At 70.3% G+C, this 20,671-nt stretch carries 20 protein-coding genes and 4 tRNA genes; 10 read left to right on the forward strand and 14 right to left on the reverse strand.

The genetic code is table 11. The features are described 5' to 3' along the window. Positions 1 to 34: 34 nt before the first annotated feature. The 6 genes from L942_RS25830 to L942_RS25855 form a co-directional block, all read right to left on the reverse strand. Positions 35 to 577 carry an HIT family protein gene (locus L942_RS25830; protein WP_037365223.1) on the reverse strand — a complete coding sequence of 181 codons (543 nt, stop codon included), beginning with the start codon at positions 575 to 577 and terminating at the stop codon, positions 35 to 37. Beyond that, positions 574 to 2,601, reverse strand: coding sequence for a threonine--tRNA ligase (thrS, locus tag L942_RS25835; protein ID WP_037365225.1), 2,028 nt, complete (start codon positions 2,599 to 2,601; stop codon positions 574 to 576). Before thrS ends, L942_RS25830 begins: the two co-directional genes overlap by 4 nt. A gap of 156 nt (positions 2,602 to 2,757) precedes the next feature. Beyond that, positions 2,758 to 3,369, reverse strand: a complete 612-nt coding sequence (locus L942_RS25840; RefSeq protein ID WP_037365227.1) for a malonic semialdehyde reductase — start codon at positions 3,367 to 3,369, stop codon at positions 2,758 to 2,760. Positions 3,370 to 3,527: 158 nt separating this feature from the next. Beyond that, on the reverse strand, positions 3,528 to 5,075 hold the full coding sequence (locus L942_RS25845) for a sugar transferase (RefSeq protein ID WP_037365229.1): 1,548 nt from the start codon (positions 5,073 to 5,075) through the stop codon (positions 3,528 to 3,530). A gap of 574 nt (positions 5,076 to 5,649) precedes the next feature. After that, positions 5,650 to 6,531, reverse strand: a complete 882-nt coding sequence (locus L942_RS25850; protein WP_037365231.1) for a nitroreductase/quinone reductase family protein — start codon at positions 6,529 to 6,531, stop codon at positions 5,650 to 5,652. A gap of 551 nt (positions 6,532 to 7,082) precedes the next feature. Then, a tRNA-Val gene (locus L942_RS25855) sits at positions 7,083 to 7,157 on the reverse strand. A 391-nt stretch (positions 7,158 to 7,548) separates the two neighbouring features. Here L942_RS25855 and L942_RS25860 point away from each other — a divergent pair. The 4 genes from L942_RS25860 (at position 7,549) to L942_RS25875 (ending at position 8,353) form a co-directional block, all read left to right on the forward strand. Further along, positions 7,549 to 7,974: an SsgA family sporulation/cell division regulator gene (locus tag L942_RS25860; RefSeq protein ID WP_005159130.1), complete on the forward strand. Its 426-nt coding sequence runs from the start codon at positions 7,549 to 7,551 to the stop codon at positions 7,972 to 7,974. A 138-nt stretch (positions 7,975 to 8,112) separates the two neighbouring features. Then, positions 8,113 to 8,185, forward strand: a tRNA-Gly gene (locus tag L942_RS25865). A gap of 21 nt (positions 8,186 to 8,206) precedes the next feature. Continuing rightward, positions 8,207 to 8,277 (forward strand) — tRNA-Cys (locus L942_RS25870). A gap of 1 nt (position 8,278) precedes the next feature. Then, positions 8,279 to 8,353 (forward strand) — tRNA-Val (locus tag L942_RS25875). A 96-nt stretch (positions 8,354 to 8,449) separates the two neighbouring features. Here L942_RS25875 and L942_RS25880 read toward each other — a convergent pair. Beyond that, a complete protein-coding gene (locus L942_RS25880) occupies positions 8,450 to 9,691 on the reverse strand; it encodes an alpha/beta hydrolase family protein (RefSeq protein ID WP_235079401.1) in 1,242 nt (413 codons plus the stop codon). Between the two features lie 59 nt (positions 9,692 to 9,750). On the opposite strand from L942_RS25880, the gene L942_RS25885 reads away from it, so the two are divergent. After that, positions 9,751 to 10,278, forward strand: a complete 528-nt coding sequence (locus tag L942_RS25885; protein ID WP_037365235.1) for a helix-turn-helix domain-containing protein — start codon at positions 9,751 to 9,753, stop codon at positions 10,276 to 10,278. Positions 10,279 to 10,323: 45 nt separating this feature from the next. On the opposite strand, the gene fgd is transcribed toward L942_RS25885, so the two are convergent. The 3 genes from fgd to L942_RS42170 form a co-directional block, all read right to left on the reverse strand. Continuing rightward, positions 10,324 to 11,328 (reverse strand): glucose-6-phosphate dehydrogenase (coenzyme-F420), encoded by a 1,005-nt coding sequence (fgd, locus tag L942_RS25890; RefSeq protein ID WP_037365237.1) that lies wholly within the window; start codon positions 11,326 to 11,328, stop codon positions 10,324 to 10,326. A 412-nt stretch (positions 11,329 to 11,740) separates the two neighbouring features. Then, positions 11,741 to 12,115 (reverse strand): YciI family protein, encoded by a 375-nt coding sequence (locus tag L942_RS25895; protein ID WP_106965021.1) that lies wholly within the window; start codon positions 12,113 to 12,115, stop codon positions 11,741 to 11,743. 82 nt (positions 12,116 to 12,197) lie between these two features. Next, positions 12,198 to 12,488, reverse strand: coding sequence for a hypothetical protein (locus L942_RS42170; RefSeq protein WP_051166241.1), 291 nt, complete (start codon positions 12,486 to 12,488; stop codon positions 12,198 to 12,200). A 1,859-nt stretch (positions 12,489 to 14,347) separates the two neighbouring features. On the opposite strand from L942_RS42170, the gene L942_RS25905 reads away from it, so the two are divergent. Then, on the forward strand, positions 14,348 to 15,142 hold the full coding sequence (locus tag L942_RS25905) for a siderophore-interacting protein (protein WP_037365238.1): 795 nt from the start codon (positions 14,348 to 14,350) through the stop codon (positions 15,140 to 15,142). 5 nt (positions 15,143 to 15,147) lie between these two features. On the opposite strand, the gene L942_RS25910 is transcribed toward L942_RS25905, so the two are convergent. After that, the gene (locus L942_RS25910) at positions 15,148 to 15,672 is read right to left on the reverse strand and encodes a methylated-DNA--[protein]-cysteine S-methyltransferase (RefSeq protein ID WP_440201341.1); all 525 of its coding nucleotides are present in this window, start codon (positions 15,670 to 15,672) and stop codon (positions 15,148 to 15,150) included. A gap of 43 nt (positions 15,673 to 15,715) precedes the next feature. Here L942_RS25910 and L942_RS45005 point away from each other — a divergent pair, with 43 nt between their 5' ends. Both L942_RS45005 and L942_RS25915 read left to right on the forward strand, forming a co-directional pair. Further along, positions 15,716 to 15,871 carry a hypothetical protein gene (locus L942_RS45005; protein WP_200862915.1) on the forward strand — a complete coding sequence of 52 codons (156 nt, stop codon included), beginning with the start codon at positions 15,716 to 15,718 and terminating at the stop codon, positions 15,869 to 15,871. Then, a complete protein-coding gene (locus L942_RS25915) occupies positions 15,871 to 16,332 on the forward strand; it encodes an RraA family protein (RefSeq protein WP_200862916.1) in 462 nt (153 codons plus the stop codon). Before L942_RS45005 ends, L942_RS25915 begins: the two co-directional genes overlap by 1 nt. A gap of 468 nt (positions 16,333 to 16,800) precedes the next feature. On the opposite strand, the gene L942_RS25920 is transcribed toward L942_RS25915, so the two are convergent. Continuing rightward, positions 16,801 to 16,989 carry a hypothetical protein gene (locus L942_RS25920; RefSeq protein WP_037365240.1) on the reverse strand — a complete coding sequence of 63 codons (189 nt, stop codon included), beginning with the start codon at positions 16,987 to 16,989 and terminating at the stop codon, positions 16,801 to 16,803. 121 nt (positions 16,990 to 17,110) lie between these two features. Between L942_RS25920 and L942_RS25925 the strand changes: the two genes are divergently transcribed. Beyond that, a complete protein-coding gene (locus tag L942_RS25925) occupies positions 17,111 to 17,404 on the forward strand; it encodes a hypothetical protein (RefSeq protein WP_037365242.1) in 294 nt (97 codons plus the stop codon). Between the two features lie 205 nt (positions 17,405 to 17,609). After that, the gene (locus L942_RS25930; protein WP_037365244.1) at positions 17,610 to 18,839 is read left to right on the forward strand and encodes an alpha/beta fold hydrolase; all 1,230 of its coding nucleotides are present in this window, start codon (positions 17,610 to 17,612) and stop codon (positions 18,837 to 18,839) included. Positions 18,840 to 18,841: 2 nt separating this feature from the next. Here L942_RS25930 and L942_RS25935 read toward each other — a convergent pair whose 3' ends face one another. Next, positions 18,842 to 19,693, reverse strand: a complete 852-nt coding sequence (locus L942_RS25935; protein WP_037365246.1) for an oxidoreductase — start codon at positions 19,691 to 19,693, stop codon at positions 18,842 to 18,844. Between the two features lie 80 nt (positions 19,694 to 19,773). After that, entirely contained in the window at positions 19,774 to 20,631 is an 858-nt protein-coding gene (locus tag L942_RS25940) for a helix-turn-helix transcriptional regulator (RefSeq protein WP_037365248.1), read from the reverse strand. Between the last annotated feature and the right edge of the window lie 40 nt (positions 20,632 to 20,671).

A 20,671-nucleotide genomic window follows, 5' to 3' on the forward strand; every position in this document is an offset into this window, starting at 1 on the left:
GGTTGAGCACTCAATTACTGCCGCGCGACAGGCCTCACCACGCGTCCGCGAGCAGGTCGCGGGTTTCGCCGAGCAGCTGCGGCAGCACCTTCGTGTGCCCGATCACCGGCATGAAGTTCGCGTCGCCGCCCCAGCGCGGCACCAGGTGCTGGTGCAGGTGCGCGGCGATGCCCGCCCCGGCGATCACGCCCTGGTTCATCCCGATGTTGAACCCGTGCGCCGCCGACACCGCCCGGATCACGCCCATCGCGTGCTGGGTGAACTCGGCCAGCTCGCGCGTCTCCTCGACGGTCAGGTCCGGATAGTCCGCGACGTGCCGGTACGGGACGACCATCAAATGCCCCGGGTTGTACGGGTACAGGTTCAGCACCGCGAACACGGTTTCGCCGCGGGCGACGATCAGCGCGCGCTTGTCGTCGCCGAGACCGGGCAGGCGGCAGAACGGGCAGCCGTCGGACTCCTCGCCCTCGGGCTTGTCCTGGCCGCGGATGTAGGCCATCCGGTGCGGGGTCCACAGCCGCTGCAGCGCGTCCGGGACCCCGACCCCGTCCTGTTCGACGAGTTCCGGCTCGGTCACTTCAGGATCTTCTCCACGGCCTCGGCCGAGGGCGACGCGTTCTCCCGGCGGGCGACCCATTCGGCGATCGCCTCGACCGCCTGGTCCACCGGGACGCCGTTGATCTGGCCGCCGTCGCGGAACCGGAACGACACCGCACCCGCCTCCGCGTCCTTCGCGCCGGCCAGCAGCAGGAACGGCACCTTCTGCGTGGTGTGCGTGCGGATCTTCTTCTGCATCCGGTCGTCGCTCGCGTCGACCTCGACGCGGATTCCCTTGGCGCGCAAGGCGTTCTCCACGCCGCGCAGGTACTCGACCTGGTCGGCGGTGATCGGGATGGCGACCGCCTGCACCGGCGACAGCCACGCCGGGAACGCGCCCGCGTAGTGCTCGGTCAGCACGCCGAAGAACCGCTCGATCGACCCGAACAGCGCGCGGTGGATCATGATCGGCCGCTGGCGGCTGCCGTCGGGCGCGGTGTACTCGAGGCCGAACCGCTTGTTCTGGTTGAAGTCGAGCTGGATGGTCGACATCTGCCAGGTGCGGCCGATGGCGTCCTTCGCCTGCACCGAGATCTTCGGGCCGTAGAAGGCCGCGCCGCCCGGGTCCGGGACCAGTTCGAGACCGGAGTCGACGGCGGCCTGGCGCAGCGTCTCGGTGGCCTCCTCCCATTCCCAGTCCTCGCCGATGAACTTGTCCGAGTCCCCGCGCGTGGACAGTTCGAGGTAGAAGTCGGACAGGCCGTAGTCGGCCAGCAGATCCAGCACGAACTTGAGCAGCGACCGCAGCTCGCCCGGCATCTGCTCCTTGGTGCAGTAGATGTGCGAATCGTCCATCGTCAGGCCGCGCACGCGGGTGAGGCCGTGCACGACGCCGGACTTCTCGTAGCGGTAGACGGTGCCGAATTCGAACAGCCGCAGCGGCAGTTCGCGGTAGGACCGCCCGCGCGAGCGGAAGATCAGGTTGTGCATCGGGCAGTTCATGGCCTTGAGGTAGTAGTCCTCTTCCTCGAACTGCACCGGCGGGAACATGGTGTCCGCGTAGTACGGCAGGTGCCCGGAGGTGTGGAACAGGTCGCCCTTGGAGATGTGCGGCGTGTTCACGAACTCGTAGCCGGCTTCCTCGTGCCGGCGGCGCGAGTAGTTCTCCAGCTCGCGGCGGATGATGCCGCCCTTGGGGTGGAACACCGGCAGGCCGGAGCCGATCTCCTCGGGGAAGGAGAACAGGTCCAGTTCCGCGCCGAGCTTGCGGTGGTCGCGGCGCTCGGCCTCGGCGAGGCGCTCGAGGTGCGCGTCCTGCGCCTCGGCCGATTCCCACGCGGTGCCGTAGATCCGCTGCAGCTGCGGGTTTTTCTCGTTGCCGCGCCAGTACGCGGCGGCGACCCGGGTGAGCTTGAAGGCCGGGATGAACTTGGTGGTGGGCACGTGCGGGCCGCGGCAGAGGTCGCTCCACACGCGCTCCTTGGTGCGCGGGTCGAGGTTGTCGTAGATGGTCAGCTCGCCGCCACCGACCTCCATCACCTCGGTGGTGTCCACATCGGACTTGATGTCCACCAGTTCGAGCTTGAACGGCTCGTCCTTCAGCTCTTCCTTGGCTTCGTCGGTGGAGGCGAAGACGCGGCGGGAGAACTGCTGCGCGCCCTTGACGATCTGCTTCATCCGCTTCTCGAGCTTCTGCAGATCCTCGGGCGTGAACGGCTTTTCGACGGCGAAGTCGTAGTAGAAGCCGTCGCGCACCGGCGGGCCGATGCCGAGCTTGGCGTCCGGGAATTCCTGCTGCACGGCCTGGGCGAGCACGTGCGCGGCGGAGTGCCGGATCACGCTGCGGCCGTCCTCGGTGTTCGCCGCGACGGCCTCGACCTGGGCCTCGGCCTCGGGAGCCCACGCCAGGTCGCGCAGCTTCCCGTCGGCGTCGCGGACGACGACGATCGTGTCCGGGCCCTTGGTGGGCAGCCCGGCTTCGCGCACCGCGGCGCCCGCCGTAGTGCCCGCCGGCACCACCACGCGCGGGGCGGGTACGGCGGCAGCTGACGACGGTTGGGACACGATCGGACTCCTTTTGCGGATGTGGCTGAAACGGCTTCCGCTGATGCTAGTCGGCGGCGGGATCGCCGATTCGACCGCCGTCAGCCAACCCTGCCCCGGACACGCCGAAAGGCCGCCCCGGGCGTGCGGGGCGGCTTCTCGGCGGCGCGGCAGGGGTCAGAGGGTCTCGACGACCTGGTCGAAGTCGAGCCGCGGCAGGCGGTCGAACCACGGGTTCTCGCCCGGCTTGCCGACGTTCACCACAACGAGCGAACGCCAGCTGTTGCCGGAGAAGAACTCCTTGTCCACGCCCGCGGCGTCGAAGCCGGTCATCGGGCCCGCGGCCAGTCCGGCGGCGCGCACGCCGATGATGAAGTAGCCGACCTGCAGCAGCGAGTTCAGCTTGGAGAACTCGACGCGGCCGGACTCGTCGGCGAAGTTGTCCTTCACGCCCGGGTTGTGCGGGAAGACCTGCGGGATGTTCTCGTGGAAGTCGACGTCCGCGGCCAGGATCACGGTCAGCGGAGCGGCCTCGGTCTTGGCGCGGTTGCCCTCGAACAGGTGCGGCAGCAGGCGCTGCTTGGCTTCGTCGCTGCGGATGACCAGCGCGCGCAGCGGCTGGGTGTTCATCGAGGTCGGGGCCCACTTGACGAGGTCGTAGATGGCGCGGACCTGCTCGTCGGTCACCGGCTCCGAGCTGAAGCTGTTGGCCGTGCGGGCCTCGCGGAACAGCAGGTCCTGCACCTCGGCGGGCACCTGCAGCTGCTCGGACTCTGCGAAAGTAGTCATCGGATCCCTCGTTCCTTCCCGTGCTGTCGCCTACGCCCGGCACCAACATGGTTGAACGCTTGACTATTTCGCTCGCCGCCCGGTTGTGACTCAGCGCACGAGGACGGCCGCCGGGCCCTCGCGGGACCGGCGGCCGTGGGCGGAACGATCTTCGCAGGTCAGTAGGCGCCTTGCCCGGCGAGCACGGCCCGGAAGGTCTTCCAGAGGATCACCAGGTCCAGTGCCAGCGACCAGTCCTCGACGTAGCGCAGGTCGAGGCGGATGCTCTCGTCCCACGACAGGTCGCTGCGCCCGCTCACCTGCCACAGCCCGGTCAGCCCGGGTTTCACCAGCAGCCTGCGGCGCGCGGCCGGAGCGTACGTCGCGGTCTCTTCCGGCAGCGGCGGCCGGGGCCCGACCAACGACATCCGGCCGGCGAGGACGTTGAACAGCTGCGGCAGTTCGTCGAGCGAGTACCGGCGCAGCAGGCCGCCGACCTTGGTGACCCGCGGGTCCTTCTTCATCTTGAACAGCGGCCCCGCGCCTTCGTTCGCGTCCTCCAGGTCGCGCCGGATCAGGTGCGCGTTGACGACCATGGTGCGGAATTTGAGCATGGTGAACGCTTCGCCGTCCTTGCCGATGCGCCGCTGCCGGTAGACCACCGGACCGCGGTCCCCCGCCTTCACCGCGACCGCGATCGCCAGCAACAGCGGCGAGAACAGCGCGAGCAGCAACGCCGCGCCGCACCGGTCGACGACCTCCTTGACCAGGCGGCGTCCGCCGGTGAACGCGGGCGCGGTGACGCGCAGCAGGGGCATGCCCAGCACTCCGCTGACGTTCAGCCGCGGCCCGGCGACCTCCATCAGCACCGGCGCGACGACCATTTCCGACGACGTGCCTTCGAGATCCCAGGCGAGCCGCTGCAGCCGCTCGGGATTCCAGTACTGGTCGGCCGTGATGGCGACGACGCGGTATCCGCCGCGGCGGACGTGCCGGGACAGCTCTTCGAGCCGCCCGACGACCGGCACCCCGTCGATCTCCCCGGTTCCGGTGGACGTGCACACCGCCTCGACCCGCCAGCCGACGTGCGCTTCGGTCCGGGTCCGCTTGATCAGGTCCGCGACCGTTTCCGCGCTGCCCGCCGCCATCACCGGCAGCAGGCACAGCCCGCGCCGCCGTTTCCGGTGCAGAATCTGGCGAAGGGCGTACCGCTGGGGAAACAGCACCAATGCGACGGCCGGCACTACGAAAAACACCCAAGGCTGCACTTCGAGCGCGCCGAACAGCAGTCCGCCGAATGCGACCAAGACCGCCGCGGTGATCAGCGCGCGGCCCAGCGTGCGGTATTCCTCGGGACCCTCCCCCAGCACCCGCGGGCTCCACGCCCGGCTGACCGGAAGGGCGCAGAGGATCGCGAACGCGGTGCCGAACGCGTGCATGTCGTGCGGGGCGAGCCGGTCGATGACGAACGCGCTGATCGCGATCACCACGCAGGCCGCGACGAGATCCGAAGCGATCACCGTCCGGCGGTAACGTTTTTCCCACTCGGCGGGGTGCGTTTTCGGCGGATCCCCCTCCGCCGGGCACACCGTGGCCGGGTCGAGGCTCTCGTCGGCGCGACCGGGCGGCGCGGCCGCCACGTCGACCGGCGGTGCGGGGACCGCCTGAAGGTCGACCCGCGGCAGCGAAACGCCGTCCGCGGGCCAGGGCGGCACCGGTTCTTCCATCAGTCCTCCCGCGCTGCGCAAGCTCCCCGGACCTGATCGCCGCCGGCACGCTGAGTCAGAACTGGTGATCACAATGTGTGATCACCGCGGCGGTCCGACCCGCGTCACCGAAGGTGTGACACTCGCCAAGGTATCGGGTGCTCAGCGAGCGTTGTTACAGAGATTTTCCAGCCACGGCCTGCGGGTCTTCTCTGTCAGGAAGCACCCGGAAGATAACGGGGAGGTCACGACGGGTCACGCTGACTCGGCAACGGAAATTACCCGCAGTAGTCAAGTTTCCCACTACCTACCCCGAACGGCCCAGCAGACCCGCAGCCGGATCAGCTCCCCCGCACGGGTCACCGGCGGGGCCCGCGCCCGCCCAACCGCCGTTCGGGCGCCAGCGCTCCGCCGACTCGCCGATTTCCCTTGCCCACCGCGCGATCCACGGCGGAATGCGCGGGTCGTCCGGCCTCCGGCCATCTGTCTGGTCTGAACCATGCGAACCGCCTTCCGCCAGGCCCCCGCCGCACATTTCTCGCGGACTACCGCCGTGTCCGCTTCGCAATCAGGTCCACAGTGGAGCAATCCCGCTTCACGCTGTCGGCGGGGCCGCGGCCGTCGCGTTCAACGCGGTCACCACTGCTTGCTCCTCGAAGGCGAAATGCGCCTCCAGTTCACTGGCGAGCCGTTCCAGCTCGGTCCGCAGCCGCACCGGGTCGGATTCGCCGGGAACGAAGCCGTCGACCAGTTCCCGGATCGACTCCTGCAGCCGCGCCACCTCCTGGTGCTGCCCGGAGAGCTGCTGCAGCACCGGCGCGAGCGCGGGGAACTGCCCGGCCAGCGCCGGGAATACCGCCGAATCCTCGCCGGTGTGATGCCGCCGCAACGCGGCGCAGAAGCCGAGGCAGTGGGCGCGCATTTCCTGTGCCAGATCCGGTTTCGGCCAGACGAGCGCGGTCGCGCTGCCGTCGGCCAAGCGGTCCGCCTGGTCGCGCAATGCCCGCAACTCGTCGCGAAACCACTGGTGCACTTCGACGAGCCAATCCCCCATGCCTTTGCCGCGTTTGTCGATCCGATGCAAGACGACCACCGGAATCTCGCGCGTCGCCCTCGCTTGGTATTCGCCGTAACCCGGAGCTTCCGCCACCACGCGCGCGAAAAGCTTCTCGTACTCGGCTCCTCGCGGAATGGCCGCCATCGCGGGATAAGTCTCGTCGCCGGTCTCGACGGTCACCCGCGGATTCCGCCGGATGTTGTGGTACCAAGCCGGATTGCGATCCGCCCCGTTCGCCGACGCGACCACCACTCCGTTGCCGTCGATCTCCAGGAAACCGAGAATGACCTCCCGGCTCCGGCCGGTCCTCGCGCCGGTAGTGGTCAGCACGGCCAGCGGCCAGCCCTCGAACCTGCCGCCCAGCGCGCCGCCGTTCGCCCGGAACTCGGCGATCAGCCGGCGCTGAAAATCGTTGCTCACACAATTCCTTTCGGTTTTCGCGGAAAGGAGGCGTCGAGCACAGGATGGGACGCGAAAAGACCCCGCAGGCACAGGCATGGCGCAGCGATCCGGTCTTCGGATCCGCGGAACTGCGAGAGACGGAGAGCCCGATCTCTGTGCTGGCTGGTTAGCCGCTACCTCCATGCGTAGGCCCATCCGGGGCGCACGGCCAAGTTAGCACAGCCGCTGATCTCGTGCGGCTGAATTCTTTCGCGGAGCCGCTCTCATGGACATGCCGAACGAGGTGCGACGACCGCCGTCGTTGTCTCGGCAGCAGTCGGGGCGGTTCTGGGGTGTAGCAGCGCGGTGTTCCCAGCGCGCGGAAAGTCGAAGCGTGAGCCTGGCTGGCCGCCCACCTCGCCGCGACGGCGCAGCGCGGCTGGTCTCCGGCGCGTACCCGCACGTCCGGAGGTTCGTGCAGCCAGGCCGCCGAGGACACGGCGCAGGAGGCGATGAGCGTCCCGTTCCGGACTCGCGGAAACGCCGATGGCCTGCCGACGAAGATCGTCGGCAGGCCATCGGCGAAGTGCTGGTGGGCGATACTGGGATCGAACCAGTGACCTCTTCGGTGTGAACGAAGCGCTCTCCCGCTGAGCTAATCGCCCGCTCGCGGTGCTGCATCAGCCTACCCCACGACTTTCGGGGGCCTGCAAACGGGTGGTTTGCTCCGACTACAGCGCGTCTGCCTGCGAATACGGTACGGATAACCCCGAGCTAACCAAGGCCTTGCCCGGGCGGGGGCGCGTGCGGCCGTCCGCGACATCCGTGCGACGGTGCTATCGCACGGCGGCCGAACCGCGCAAGATGTACTGGTGGCTCCCCACCGGGCGCCCGCTGAAGGCTGCGCGGCACGGACGGCGACGGACCGGACGGACCTCGGGGCAGACGGTCTCGAACGGGTGATCTCGAGCGCACCCGCGACGGATCGCGGCCCTTGGTGCGTCTCACCGTTGTCCTCGGTCGTCCGGGCCGGGAAGGGAGACGAAGGGTAGGACGATGCGCAACGATCACGTGACGCTCCGCTCGACGGCGGTCTTCGACCTGCTGGCGCCGCGGACCCCGGCGGTTCCGGTGAAGGTGGAGCTGCGCTACGACACCCGCGACCCCTATGCCGTCGTCGCCGCCTTCCGCACCGGGCGGGCCGGCTGGGTCGAATGGGTCTACGCGCGCGACCTGCTCGCCGACGGCCTGCTCGCCGACGCCGGCGACGGGGACGTCCGCATCCGGCCTTCGGTGGAGGACCCGGAGTCGGTCCTGATCGAGCTGAACTCGCCGTCCGGGCACGCCATGTTCGAGGCGTCCGCGCAGGAGCTGGCCGATTTCCTGGACCGCACGTACGACGTCGTGCTGCCGGGCAACGAGCACCTGTGGGTCGACGTCGACGACGCGCTCACCCACCTGATCCCGAACGATCTGGCCTGATCACCGGCTCGCGGGCGGGCCAACAACCCCCCGGTGCCAACGCGGTTGCCGGGGTCCGATATGGTTTCTTCACACCACGGCGACGGGGTGCGAGCCGGAATCGCGAGATTCCCGGCGCCGCCTCGCAGCCACGGTAGTGCGGACGTAGCGCAGCTGGTAGCGCATCACCTTGCCAAGGTGAGGGTCGCGGGTTCGAATCCCGTCGTCCGCTCGGAGGGCTTCAGCCCCATGCGGTGGAGTGGCCGAGAGGCGAGGCAACGGCCTGCAAAGCCGTGTACACGGGTTCGAATCCCGTCTCCACCTCGCGCGATTAGCTCAGCGGGAGAGCGCTTCCCTGACACGGAAGAGGTCACTGGTTCAATCCCAGTATCGCGCACCATCGCGTTCCGGAAGCCCTGCTTCTCTTCGGAGAGGCAGGGCTTTCGTCGTTCGCTCCCCACGCCCGGCGGCGGGTGATCGACAGCGCGCGCCTCGGTCACCGCGCTCGCGTCAACCACTCCGCGACGTCGGCCACCACCGCCGCGTCGACGTGCTGCGGTCGTCGGTAACTGTCCGGAGCAGACGGACCGGTCCTGGGGAAGAACAGATGGTCGTCCGCCGGATAGACGCGGACGTGGACCTCCGGCCGTCCGGCCAGCCCGCTCCGCCACCGGCTGAGGTCGTCCTCGACGGTGACCTGGCAGTCCCGGCCGCCCTGCCCGAGAAACATCGGCAGCCCCAGCCCCGCGGCAGTCGCGACGGGGTCGTACTCGCGCAGCTCCAGCCAGTACGACCCGGGATAGCCGAACAGCAGCCCCTCCCCCGGCGTCGACGGCGACAACCCCGGATCAGCCACCGCTTCGGCCTGCCGGGCGATCGGCTCGACGAGTGCCTCGACTTTGGCGTCCAGGGCAGCGAGATGCCGGACCACGCGAACAGCGGCCTGGTGCATCGGCTCGGCATCAGCCGCCAGAAGGACCAGCCCCGCGACCGACGGCTCGGCGGCCGCCACCAGCGGCGCGACCTTCCCGCCCATGCTGTGCCCGGCGACGAACACCCGCGAAGCATCGACGCTTTTTTGCGCCTGCAGGAGACGGACCGCGGCGGCGGCATGCGGCACGTACTCCGCGGACATCGTGAAGCCGGGCGCGGTCGCCAGCTCGGGATGGGCGTACGTCACCTTGTCGAACCGTGCCACCGCGATGCCCCGGGAAGCCAAGCCCCACGCGAGATCCTTGAGCGGTTTGTTCGGCCCGGCCGTCTCGTCCCGGTCGAAAATTCCGCCGCCGCTGAGCAGGACCGCACCCGGCCACGGTCCCTCCCCACGCGGCACGCTCAGCGTTCCCGGCACCGGATGGGGTTCCGCGGAAAGCACGACGTCCTGTTCAACGAACGCAGATTCGTCCGCATAGGACGGTCTGCTCCACGTCGCGGCGGACGCAAACCGAAGCCCCGCAACGATTCCGGCCGCATCGACGGACAACACGACAACGAATTCCCCACGCGCGCAGACCACCGGCACCTGCACCCGCGTCAGCCCGGGACCCGCTGGCTCCGTGACCGGTGCCCCGAGCGCGCTCACCGAACCGTGCTCGCCAGTCTGCGCGCGCCACGCCGTTTCCAGCGCCGCTCCGGACACCGCCCTCCGCAACTCCGGTGAGAACCGTGTCTCCGCCTCCCGAAACCGCCGCTCCCGCAGCTGCTCGACGACCGCCACCGCCCGTTCGCTCGGATTCATCCCAGCCCCCATCATTCTCAAGTTATGCGAACGGTAGCACTCTATGAGAACATTCGGGGGTGGACGTCTTGACTCTCCTGGGACATCCGGTACGGCTGCGGATCGTGCACGCGCTGCGCGGCGATCGGACGCTCACTACCGCACAGCTTGGCGCGCTGCTCCCGGATGTTTCGAAGGCGACGGTCTACCGGCACGTCGAAGTCCTGGCCGACGGCGGCATCCTCGAGGTAGCCGACGAACAACGCGTGCGCGGCGCGGTCGAGCGCACCTACCGGCTGCGCAAGGAACGCGCTTCGATCGGCCAGGACGCGATCGCCCAGCTGACCCCGGAGGACCACCGGCGCGGGTTCGCCGCCGCGACCGCCGCGCTGGTCGCCGAATTCGACGCTTATCTCAGCCGGGACGAGGCGGATCCGGTCGAGGACCTCGTCGGCTACCGGCAGCACGCCGTCTGGCTGGACCGCGACGAACTGCTCGCGATGATCGACGGCATGCGGCAAGCGATCGCGCCGATGCTCGCGAACGGGCCCGCGCCGGGGCGCAGGCGCTACCTGCTCAGCCCGGTCCTTTTCCCCAGCGAAGACTGAAAACCCCCGCCCAGCCGGAGCCGGACGGGGGTTTCGGCGAATCGCTCAGGACAGCGCGCGCAGCCGCGGCAGCACGTCCTCGGCGAACTGGCCCAGGTAGCGCTCCTGGTCGTGGCCGGGGCCGTGGAAGACCAGGTGGTTCAGGCCCGCGTCGAGGTACGGCTTGATCTGCGCGACCGCCTCGTCCGGGTCCGAGGCCACGATCCACCGCTTCGCCACCTGCTCGATCGGCAGCTCGTCGGCCAGCCGCTCCATCTCCTCCGCCGACGACACCGAGTGCTTCTGCTCCGCGCTCAACGACAGCGGCGCCCAGAACCGGGTGTTCGCCAGCGCCTGCTCCGGATCCCGGTCGTAGGACATCTTGATCTCGATCATCCGGTCCACGTTCGACGCGTCGCGCTCGGCCGCGGCCGCGCCCTCGGCCATCGCCGGCATCAGCTTCTCGGTGTAGAGGTCCATGCCCTTGCCGGACGTGCAGATCATCCCGTCGCCCGCGCGCCCCGCGTACTTCGCCACCACCGGACCGCCGGCGGCGATGTACACCGGCACCGGACGGTCGGGCCGGTCATAGATCTTCGCGTTGACCAGCTGGTAGTAGTCGCCCTCGAAGTCGACGCTGTCCTTGCTCCACAGCTCGCGCATCAGCCGCACCGACTCGCGCAGCCGCGCGAACCGCTCCTTGAACTCCGGCCATTCCCGGCCCGACACCGCGATCTCGTTCAACGCCTCGCCGGTGCCCGCCCCCAGGATCACCCGGTCGCCGGACAGCAGCGCCATCGTCGCGAACGCCTGCGCGATCACCGCCGGGTTGTACCGGAACGTCGGCGTCAGCACGCTGGTCCCGATCAGCACCCGGCTGGTCCGCTCCGCGACCGCCGGCATCCACGCCAACGCCCACGGCGCGTGGCCGCCCTCGTGCCGCCACGGCAGGAAATGGTCCGACACCCACACCGAGTCCAGCCCCAGCTCCTCGGCCCGCACCGCGAACTCCACCAGCTCGCGAGGCCCGAACTGTTCCGCCGACGCCTTGTACCCGACCTTCAGCTCCACGATCGCCCTTCCCCGTCCGCATGAACCACGCAGGATTCCGTGGCACCGTCAACCGTACCCGGATGGGCCTGGCGGAGGCGGGTGTGCTGTCGATCACTTACGGCTACTGCGTGGCCTTCATGAGCGCTGATGGCCCTGCCTGTTCTTCGCGCGGGAGGGCTGCTCGGGAGTCGTTGCGGGACTGCGCGGAATCCGCTTGCCTGACCGGGAAACCGGTGGATCGCGGCGTCCAGTTCGGACAGACCGGTCTATCGGGTCAGCGACGTGCGGTCGGAGCACCGGCAACGTAGGCGCGACCCGCACCGCTGCCTGCTCAGGCCCCGCCCGGTTCCCCCGGACGAAGCTCCCCGCGCGGCGCGGTGCGGGTCGGCGAAGACAAGGCCTGGCGCGCGAATCCGCCGGACGCGCCGGGCTACCGCGCCGCGAGGTCCGGGAGGTCGTCGAACTCCACGACCTGGCGGACCTCGACCTCGATCTCGTCGAACAGCTCCGCGTACTGGCGCGCGTACTCGACCGCCTGGGCCCGGTTCTCGGCGTTGACGAGGGCGAACCCGCCGATGACCTCCTTGGCCTCGGTGAACGGGCCGTCCGTCGCCACCGGGGTCGCGCCGCGGGGTTTGCGGACGATCGCGCCCTTCTCCGACGGGTGCACGCCTTCGGCGGTGATCAGGATGCCGCGTTCGGTCCAGTCCTGGATGAACGCGCCCATTTTCTCCATGAACTCGGGGCTCGGGTTCCAGGCCTCGGGGGCGTTCTCGTCGAGCCGGTGCATCATCAGGAAACGCATTGACCGCTCCTCGGTGTCGGGGCTGGTTCCGTCCAGCCGGCACATCCTCGTCGAACGGCCCCGCCCGGAATCGACACGCCCTTCAGCACCGATGCGAAGGAGACCTTCTCGGCCGGGCCGCCCACGCCGCGCCCGCCGCCGCCAGCGTCGCGGCCACGCCCGCGATCGGACTGTCCAGCAGCATGAGCCCGGCGAGGAACGCAGTGCCGGCGAGGAGAAGCAGCGCCATGCGGAGCGCGGGTGCCCAGGCGACGACGAAATCCGCGGCCCGGGACGTCCAAGACTCGCGGGTGTCGGGTTTGCGATGCCGGCCGCGCTGGCGACGAGCCAAGACGCGGTGCGCGGCGGCGACCATCTCGTCCCGGGTCGCCACGCGCCGGGGCGGACGAGAGAAGGGATCCCAGTCGACGACGACTCGGACTCGGGCGGGGCGATCGGGGTCTGTTTGGTGGGCGGATTGCGCTGGCTGCGCTTCGGTGGTGGGGGTCGGGTGGGCGGTCGCCGGGTTGCTGGCACCCGGCCTCGTTGCCGCCGAGCCGTTTCCGGCCTGGCTCGATTTCGCTGCTTTGCTCGCGACCGGGCCGGATTTCGCCGCGCCCCTTGCGGCCGGGGCGGAGTCCGTTGCGAGCGGGCCTTCTTTCGCCGAATCGCTCGCGACCGGACCGATCTTTGCCGCGCCCCTTGCGAGCGGAGCGGAGTCCGTAGCGAGCCGGCCTTCTTTCGCCGAACTGCTCGCGACCGGACCGATCTTCGCCACGCCCCTTGCGAGCGGAGCGGAGTCCGTAACGTGCGGGCCTTCCTTAGCCGAACCACTCGCAACCGCATCGGTTCTCGCCACGCCCCCTGCGACCGGAGCCGAGCCCGGAGCGCGCGAGCCTTCCTCCGCCGAACCACTCGCAACAGGGCCGGTTTCCGCCGCGACCCTAGCGACCGAAGCGGAATCCGTAGCGGGCGAGTCTTCTTTCGCCGAATCGCTCGCGACCGACGTTTCTTCCGCCGAGCAGCTTACGGCCGAGCCCGTGTCCGCCGAGTCCGCGGCGACCGCGCCCGCCTCCGCCGAATCGCATCCGGTGGAACCCGCCTCTGCCGAGACCTCTGCAACCGGGCTCGTCTCCCCCGATTCGCACTCGGCCAAGCTGCGTTCCGCCGAATCCTCTTCGACTGCGCCTGCCGAGCCGGACCCTGCCAAGTCCGTTTCCGCCGAAAGCCAGGCAACCGGGCTTGCCTCCGGCAAATCGCGATCGGTCAAGCTTGCGTCCGGCGAGTTGCTCGCGGCCACTTTGCCCAGCTGGGCGCGCTCGGCAGCAGCCGAGTCGGATTCGGTCGCGGTGCTCGCACTGGCGTCGGCACTCGCGGTGGCCGCATCGCCGGGCCGGGCAGGGCCGGACTGCGCGTCCGCGCCGCCCAAGCGCGATTCCCCGGCAGGTCCGGGCAGCCCCTCGGGGTGCGGCGCATCGCGGGGCGGCATCGCTTCCCCGGCAGGCTCCGAGTCACGGCGGCGGCTCGGCCGATTCGGGTGCGGCTCCCGGACCAGCACCACGCCCTCCTCCGGTTCGGGCGGCTCGCCGGTCTGGCGCGGCTGCCCGGTGCGGCGCGGCTGGTCGGGGAGGCAGGGAACCACCGTCATGAGGTCGTCATCCCTTTCTCCTCCGGCCGGCGGACCGGTTCCGACGGCTGTCCGGCACCCGGCCCTCGTGCGGCGCGGGTCCCGGATGGGCTCATCCTGGCGAAGACGGTGCGTTACCAGCCAGTTCTACTGGCAGTGTCGCGGTGAACGGTCGCCCAGCGTCGCCCAACGGTTCGAGTGACGGTTTTAGCTACTCTTCGCGGTCGCCATTTCGGCCTCCGGCGGCGAGGCACGCACCGACTTGTCCAGACCTCTTGCCGGGTCTGCGAACTGCAGAGAACCGGCGCTGCCACGGGAATATGCACGTTCATTCGCACAGTCGCCAGACGGAGAATCTCGCGCTCGCCGACGCCCGCCGACCGGCAGTGATACACAGAGTGTCACTGCGAGTCGAGTCATTGAGCAATCAACCGTCACCCACATGAGTGACACGGAGAGTGATCGACGCGGCAGCGCGACGACCGATCGACTGACCCGAACGGATGCATCCGCGCTAGGCGAGACGTACGCACAGCGGCGGCCAGGGCAGTTCCACCCTTGCCGTTCGGAGATCAGACCGGCTAGCGTCCAATAGGTAAGCCTTACCTAACTGGAACAGGACCACCATGCCGACTCTCCCCCAGCGCCGCACGCCCGGCAGCAGACGGCTGCTCCGGGCGTCCGTGCTGCGCGCCGAACGGACCTCCACGCATTTCGTGACCCTGACCGTCGGCGGGGAGGGTCTCGAGGATTTCGCGCCGCTCGGGTTCGATCAATGGTGCCGGTTGTTCTTCCCCCGCGAGGGACAGCGCGAGCTGCGGCTTCCCACCGCTTCGAGCAACCGTTGGCTCGCTCAGCACCTGCTCATGAGCAGCGCGTCCCGGCCCTGGGTACGGAATTACACAGTCCGGGCGGCACGGCCCGGCGAGGTGGACATCGCGTTCGCGGTGCACCGCGACGGCGGGCCCGCGTCCAAGTTCGCGGAGAACGCGCGGCCGGGCGACGAGGTCGGGATCCTCGACGAGGGGATCACTTATCTGCCGCCGGCGGGCGGGCACCAGCTGCTTCTCGCCGACGAAAGCGCGGTTCCGGCCGCGCTCGCGATCCTGGAGTCGTCCCCGCATTTCCGCGGCACCGTCTTGCTGGAGGTCGGGGCGCGCGACGACATCCAGCCGATTGACGCGCCGCTCGGAGCCGACGTCCAGTGGCTGGTCCGCGAGGACGACCGGCTGCCCGGACGGCTCGCGCTCGACGTCCTCGGCCAGCTTGATCTTTCCGATCCGCCCGGTTACGCGTGGGTCGCCGGGGAAAGCGGGCTGGCGACCGGCGCGCGGCGGTTTCTCAACCGGGAGCGCGGGGTGCCGAAGCAGGCGATCGCGTTCCAGGGGTATTGGAAACACGATCGCGCCTCGCTGGGGTGACCGCCTCAGAACAGCCGTCCGGCGTCGTCGGCGGGTGGTTCTTCCAACTGCAGCAGGAACCGTTTCCGGTCGACGCCGCCCGCGTATCCGGTGAGACCGCCGCTGCTGCCGACGACCCGGTGGCAGGGCACGACGATGCTCAGCGGATTCCAGCCGTTCGCGTTGCCAACCGCCTGTGCCGCGCCGGGTTCGCCCAGTTCGACGGCCAGGTCGCGGTAGGTGCGCGTCTCGCCGTAGGGAATGCGGGTGAGCAGCTGCCACACGCGGCGTTCGAACTCGGAGCCGCGCAGGTCCAGTTCGAGCTCGAAGGCCTTCCGCTGACCGGAGAAGTACTCGTCGAGCTGCCGGGTCGCGTCGGCGAATCCGTCGTCGGCGCGCGGGCCGAAGTCCGGGAAGCGCGGGGTCCGGCTGTGGCCGTCGAAGTAGACGGCGACCAGTGCGCTGCCGTCGGCGACCAGGGTGAGGTCGCCGACCGGGGACGCCACGACGGTGTGCCGGAAAGCCATCTTCTCCTCCGTGATCGGTGCCACGGAACGGTATCCGGCCGGGCCGCGCGTGAGAGCATCGCCGTCCATGGACGACGGTTTCGCCGACATCCCGACCACGACGCTCGCCGACCTGCTCGGCCGCGGCCAGGTGCTCGACCACGGCGTGCGGCCCCTGTGGGGCCCGGTGCCGCGAATCGCCGGGCCTGCGTACCCGGTGCGCTGCCCGCCGGGGACAACCTGATGCTGCACGCGGCCATCCATCGCGCGCCGGCGGGAGCGGTGATCGTCGCGGAATCCGGCGACGTCGATTACGCGCTGGCGGGCGGCAACGTCTGCGCCACCGCTCAGCGCCGCGGCATCGCGGGTTTCGTCCTGGACGGCGTGATCCGCGATCTGCAGGAGGTTCGCGAGGCGCGCTTCCCGGTCTTCGCGCGGGGCGTGATCCCGATTCCCGGCACCAAGGCCGCGGTGACGCCGTTGGGCGAGCCCGCGCGCTGCGGCGGGGTGACGGTGCATCCCGGGGACATCGTCGTGGCGGACGAGGAAGGCGTGGTCGTGGTGCCGGGGGCCGACGCGGCGCAGGTGCTGGCGGACGCGCGGGCGAAGCTGGCCAAGGAGGAGGCGCAGACGCTCGACGAGTGGGCGGAGGCGCACCGGGCGAAGGTGGACGCGGCGCTGGAGGCGGGCGGGTTCCGCGGCTGAGCGGCACGGAGTGGTCAGCGCGCCTCGCGAGACTACCGGCGGTGAGCCGCAGTACTCGGCGGGCAAGGGCTTCGCGCGGCAGCTCGCTGCTCCACCGCGCTCGGGTTTCGCAACCGCGGCTAGCGGCGGCGCGAGCACGCCAGGAACCCCGCGGCCGAAGCTGACGGCGGGCGCGAGCAGGCGACTTCGGAGAACCCGGCGGGCAAACGGCGTCGCACGCCCCTTCGGCGGGCACGGGTCTCAGCAGCGCACCAGGCTTCGCAACCGGGCCTAGCGGGCGGCGAGCGGACGCGATTCCGCCGGGAACCTCTCGGCCGAAGCTGACGGCGGGCACGAGCACAGAGAACCCGGCTGGCGAAGCGCTCGCCTCGATCGGCGGCCTGACCAGGCACTAGGACCGGAAACCTCCGCGGACCACCGGCTCCGAGCCGACGGGGCGAACCACCGGATCGCCCGTCCCCGACCGGTTCACTCCGGCCGGACTGTCCACAACGGACCCGCCGCCGCCAGTTCGGGGCCGGGTTCCGATTCGGGCGGGAGGGGTTCGGGGTCGGGCAGCGGGCGGTCCGGTCCCGGGGTCACCGGGTCGGGTTCCACCGGGCCGGGCGGGACGGGCTCCGGCGGGGCGGGCGGCGCGGTCGAGCGGGGGCGCGGCATCGCGGGCTCCTTTCTCTCCCTGATGGGCTACCGCACACCGGCGGCGGCGAAACATCCGCCCCGCCCGCGCGAGGTCGGCTAGGGTCGAAGGCGAAGCCGACGACCGAGAAGAGGCGAGACGATGAGCGCGGACCAGCCTGGCGAGCAGCAGCCGCTCGACGCGGAGATCGTGGAGAGCCCCGGCACGCCGCCCGCCGATCTTCCCGAACCCGACTACGCGGACAACGGGGCCCCGTCGTTCGACTTCGTGCGGGACCGGATCGAGAAGCGCTACACCACCTCGGTCGGCGCGCAGGAACTCGCCGGGATCGGCGGGCCGGAGGATCTGCGGTCGCTGGACAAGAAGATCGCCGACCGGAAGGAAGCGGCGAAGGACAAGCTGGCCGAGATCCGCCGGTCGATGGGCAAGGAGTAGCCCCCTGTTCCATCCGGGGCGGGCAACGGACGGACCGAGCTGGCGCGCGAAGACTCGGCGAGCCCGGAGGCACCGCGGTACCGGCACAGCTCGGACGAGCCGTCCGCGGCGCCTGCGGGCCGGCGAACGGCCCGACCGTCCACAATAGACTCCACCGGCCGATTTCCGTGGCCCGGCATACGCTCGTTCTGGTTGAATCGCCCGTATGGCAACCACCGTGCGCCTTCCCGGCCTGGTGCTCACCGAGCACGAGTTCTCCGTCCCCCTCGACCACTCCCGCCCCGAAGGCGCGAAGATCACCGTCTTCGCGAGGGAGGTCGCCGACCCGGACGGGCTCGACCGGCCGTTTCTCGTCTATCTCCAAGGCGGCCCGGGCCACGAGGCGCCGCGGCCGTCGCGGGGCGCGCCGAGCTGGCTGCCGCGGGCGTTGCGGGAGTACCGGGTCCTGATGCTCGACCAGCGCGGCACCGGGCGTTCCACCCCGGTCGGCACGCTGCCGGGCACGCCGGCCGAGCAGGCCGAACACCTCAGCCACTTCCGCGCGGACGCGATCGTGCGCGACGCGGAGTTCGTGCGGCGGCGGCTGGGCGTCGAGAAGTGGAGCGTGCTCGGCCAGTCGTTCGGCGGGTTTTGCGCGCTCGCCTACCTTTCCCGGCATCCCGAGGGCCTGGCCGAAGCCTTCTTCACCGGCGGGCTCCCGCCGGTCGGGCGGCATCCGGACGACGTCTACACCGCGACGTTCGCCAACCTGCTCGAGCGCAACCGCCAGTACTACCGCCGCTACCCCGGCGATCGTGCCCGCGTCGAAGCGCTGCTGCCGCTGCTCGACGACGGGGCCGTGGTCCTGCCGGACGGCAGCCCGCTCACCGCGCGGTTGTTCCAGCAGCTCGGTTGCCTCCTCGGTGCCAGCGGCGGCGAGGAAGCGCTGCACTACCTGCTGGAACGCGACCCGAAGTCCCCGGCATTCGCGCACGACGTCTTCAGCTCGCTGCCGTTCACCGGGCGCAATCCGCTGTATTCGGTCATCCACGAATCGTCCTATTCCGACGGGTTCGCCACCCGCTGGTCCGCCGAGCGCGTGCTGCCGGACGATTTCCGCACCGACCGGACGCTCTTCACCGGCGAGCACGTCTTCCCTTGGCTCTTCGACGACCTCCACAGCCTCCGGCCGATGAAGGACACCGCGGAACTGCTTGCCGCGCACGAATGGCCACGGCTGTACGACGCCGACGTGCTGCGCGAGTGCACGGTCCCGGCGGCGGCCGCGATCTACGCCGACGACATGTACGTCGAGCGGGTGTTCTCCGAGGAAACCGCGCGGTTGATCCCGACGCTGCGGCCGTGGATCACGAACGAGTACGAGCACAACGGCCTGCGCGCGTCGGGCGAGCACGTGCTCGGGCGGTTGATCGACCTCGTGCGCGGTCGCGTCTGACCTCAAGCGACCGTGACGCCGCCGTCGGCGGAATCGGTGGAAAGCGTCAGGTCCTGCCAGGCGTCGAAGTCGGCCTGGACGCGCTGGCGTCCGGCGGTGACCAAGCGCAGCGCGTCCGAGCCGAGCAGCAGGTGCACCGGCGGGTTTTCCTCGTCGAGCAGGCGGAGGAGCGCGTCGCCCGCGCGGCCGGGGTCGCCGATGCCCTGGCCGGCCAGGGCTTGGCGGCGCGTCCGGATCGGGTCGAACAGGGCGTCGTAGTCGGCGATCCGGCGCGGGGCGCGGACCAGCGACCGGCCCGCCCAGTCGGTTTTGAACGCGCCGGGAGCCACCGCGGTCACCCGGACGCCGAACTGCGCGACCTCCTGGGCGAGGGTGTCGGTGATGCCTTCCAAGGCGTGCTTGCTGCCCTCGTAGAACGCCAGCCCGGGGAACGTGGTGTGCCCGCCCATCGAGGTGATGACGAAGATCTGGCCGTCGCGCCGTTCGCGCATCGCGGGCAGGACCGCCTTGATCGTCGCGACCGTGCCGAAGACGTTGACCTCGAACTGGCGGCGCACGTCGGCCATCGACGACTCCTCGAAAGTGCCTTCGAGTCCGTACCCGGCGTTGGCCACCAGCACGTCGAGCCGGCCCAGTTCCTCCTCGGCTGCCCGCACCGCGGGCTCGATCCGGTCGGCTTCGGCCAGGTCGAGGACGAAGGCCCGGGCGCGTTCCGGGTCCAGCGCCGCGAAATCGGCCGCGTGTGCTTCGGTGCGCACGGTGCCCGCGACCTCGTGCCCGGCGGCGAGCGCTCGCTGGGCGACGGCCCGTCCGAGGCCGGTGCTGACGCCGGTGATCAGGAATTTCTTGTGCATCGCGGAAGGTCCTTTCGGGGAAGTCGGGCAGGACTGCATGGACCTCGCCGGTACGGCGGGGCCCGAGGTGGAATGGAAGGTCAGGACTCGGCGGAACGCGCCGGTTCACGGCCCCAGCTGGCGAGCAGCCGCAACCGTTCCTGAGAGGGCGAACCGGCGGGCGCGCTGTAGACGACCATCGACTGGCCCGGATCGGCGACCGAGGTGAAGATCTCGTACTGCAGGTCCAGCTCGCCGGCGACCGGATGCCGCAGCCGTTTCAGGCCGGTGCTGCGTTCCTGGACGCGGTGTTCCGACCACCACGCCGGGAACTCGGGCGAACGCAGCATCAGCTCGCCGATCAGGTTGGCGATGTGCTGGTTCCGCGGCTGGGCGGCGGCCGCCAGCCGCAACCCGTGCACGTAGTCGCGGGCGACGCGTTCCCAGTCCCGCCACACGAGGCGGGCCCGGGGATCGAGCAGCGTCCAGCGCGCCATGCTGCGTTCGCGCCGCGGCAGCTCCGCGACAGCGGGAAACAGCAAGGCCCACAACGCGTTTCCGCCGACGACCGTGAGATTCCGGTCGCTGACGAACGCCGATGCCAGCTCCATCGAGTCCAGCACCTGCCGAAGCGCCGGACGCAGCCGCGACGAGTGCTCGGCCCGGTCCAGGCGTTCGGCCGTGGCGCCGGCGAGAGCGAACAGATGCCGCCGTTCGATGTCGTCGAACCGCAGCGCGTCGCACAGGGCGTGCAGCACCTGCTCGGACGGCTGCCGGGCCCGGCCTTGCTCCAGCCGGGTGTAGTACTCGGCGCTCACCCCGGCCAGCTGCGCGACCTCGCTGCGCCGCAGGCCGGCGACCCGCCGTCCGCCGCCGGCTCCGGCCGGAAGGCCGAGGTCGTCCGGCGTCAACCCGCCGCGGCGGGCCCGCAGGAAATCGCCCAGGTCGTTCGTGCTCATGCCTCGAGTCTGCCTGCCGCGCCTTCGCTTCCCAAGGCCG

It is taken from the genome of Amycolatopsis orientalis DSM 43388, assembly GCF_000411975.1.
Classification (GTDB): Bacteria; Actinomycetota; Actinomycetes; order Mycobacteriales; family Pseudonocardiaceae; genus Amycolatopsis; species Amycolatopsis orientalis_D.

Coding starts and splice junctions, on each gene's coding strand:
- L942_RS25840 (WP_037365227.1), bottom strand. CDS start 3,369: ATGACTACTTTCGCAGAGTCCGAGCAGCTGCAGGTGCCCGCCGAGGTG.
- L942_RS25845 (WP_037365229.1), bottom strand. CDS start 5,075: ATGGAAGAACCGGTGCCGCCCTGGCCCGCGGACGGCGTTTCGCTGCCG.
- L942_RS25860 (WP_005159130.1), top strand. CDS start 7,549: ATGCGCAACGATCACGTGACGCTCCGCTCGACGGCGGTCTTCGACCTG.
- L942_RS25880 (WP_235079401.1), bottom strand. CDS start 9,691: ATGAATCCGAGCGAACGGGCGGTGGCGGTCGTCGAGCAGCTGCGGGAG.
- L942_RS25895 (WP_106965021.1), bottom strand. CDS start 12,115: ATGCGTTTCCTGATGATGCACCGGCTCGACGAGAACGCCCCCGAGGCC.
- L942_RS25905 (WP_037365238.1), top strand. CDS start 14,348: ATGCCGACTCTCCCCCAGCGCCGCACGCCCGGCAGCAGACGGCTGCTC.
- L942_RS45005 (WP_200862915.1), top strand. CDS start 15,716: ATGGACGACGGTTTCGCCGACATCCCGACCACGACGCTCGCCGACCTG.
- L942_RS25915 (WP_200862916.1), top strand. CDS start 15,871: ATGCTGCACGCGGCCATCCATCGCGCGCCGGCGGGAGCGGTGATCGTC.
- L942_RS25920 (WP_037365240.1), bottom strand. CDS start 16,989: ATGCCGCGCCCCCGCTCGACCGCGCCGCCCGCCCCGCCGGAGCCCGTC.
- L942_RS25925 (WP_037365242.1), top strand. CDS start 17,111: ATGAGCGCGGACCAGCCTGGCGAGCAGCAGCCGCTCGACGCGGAGATC.
- L942_RS25930 (WP_037365244.1), top strand. CDS start 17,610: ATGGCAACCACCGTGCGCCTTCCCGGCCTGGTGCTCACCGAGCACGAG.
- L942_RS25935 (WP_037365246.1), bottom strand. CDS start 19,693: ATGCACAAGAAATTCCTGATCACCGGCGTCAGCACCGGCCTCGGACGG.
- L942_RS25940 (WP_037365248.1), bottom strand. CDS start 20,631: ATGAGCACGAACGACCTGGGCGATTTCCTGCGGGCCCGCCGCGGCGGG.